Here is a 530-nt window from a genome sequence, read left to right as displayed (position 1 = left end):
CATTGGTCGCCCGCGGGGCTTCTTACGGTGGATCTCGAGGCTTCGGGCAAACCGTCCGGAGCCTTCTTCGTGTCCGGGCCTTCCGCAGCCGCTGCAAGACGCAGCAGCCCGGCCAGATCCCCAACAAGTTCAAGCTGATGCCCGAAAACATGCTCGACCTTGGAGCGTACAACCGACTTGCGCCCGTTCGCCCTGGAGGTGGGCGTCGACATTGGTCGCCCGCGGGGCTTCTTACGGTGGATCTCGCTCTTCATCCCGTTGGCCTCCAGCCGTGCCTCGTATTGAGGCGACCGAGCGCATGGTCCGCGACCGGCTGAGCTGGATGCGCTTTTGTGGTCTCGGGATCGCCGATACGGTGCCGGACGCCAACACGCTCTGGGATTTCCGTGAGGCGCTGATCAAGGCGGATGCGCTGGATGCGCTGTTCAACGAACTTGACCGCGCCATCAACCAGGCCGGCTTTATCCCGCGAGCCGGTCAGATCGTTGACGCCAGTTTGATCGCCGCCCCGCGCCAGCGCAATTCGGATG

General features: G+C 64.0%; 1 protein-coding gene and 1 pseudogene. One reads left to right on the top strand and one right to left on the bottom strand.

What is annotated here, in order from left to right; genetic code table 11:
- Window positions 1-143: 143 nt before the first annotated feature.
- A pseudogene (locus GKC28_RS26675) lies at window positions 144-278 on the bottom strand (IS5/IS1182 family transposase); the annotation flags it as partial.
- Between the two features lie 20 nt (window positions 279-298).
- Between GKC28_RS26675 and GKC28_RS26145 the strand changes: the two are divergent.
- Window positions 299-530, top strand: a 232-nt coding sequence (locus GKC28_RS26145) for a transposase (protein ID WP_217434235.1), incomplete at its 3' end; no start/stop codon positions are given.

This window comes from Leisingera sp. ANG59, from assembly GCF_013317235.1.
Taxonomy (GTDB): domain Bacteria; phylum Pseudomonadota; class Alphaproteobacteria; order Rhodobacterales; family Rhodobacteraceae; genus Leisingera.
Note: the sequence above shows the minus strand (reverse complement) of the source record. Positions and strands in the feature narration are given on the sequence as shown.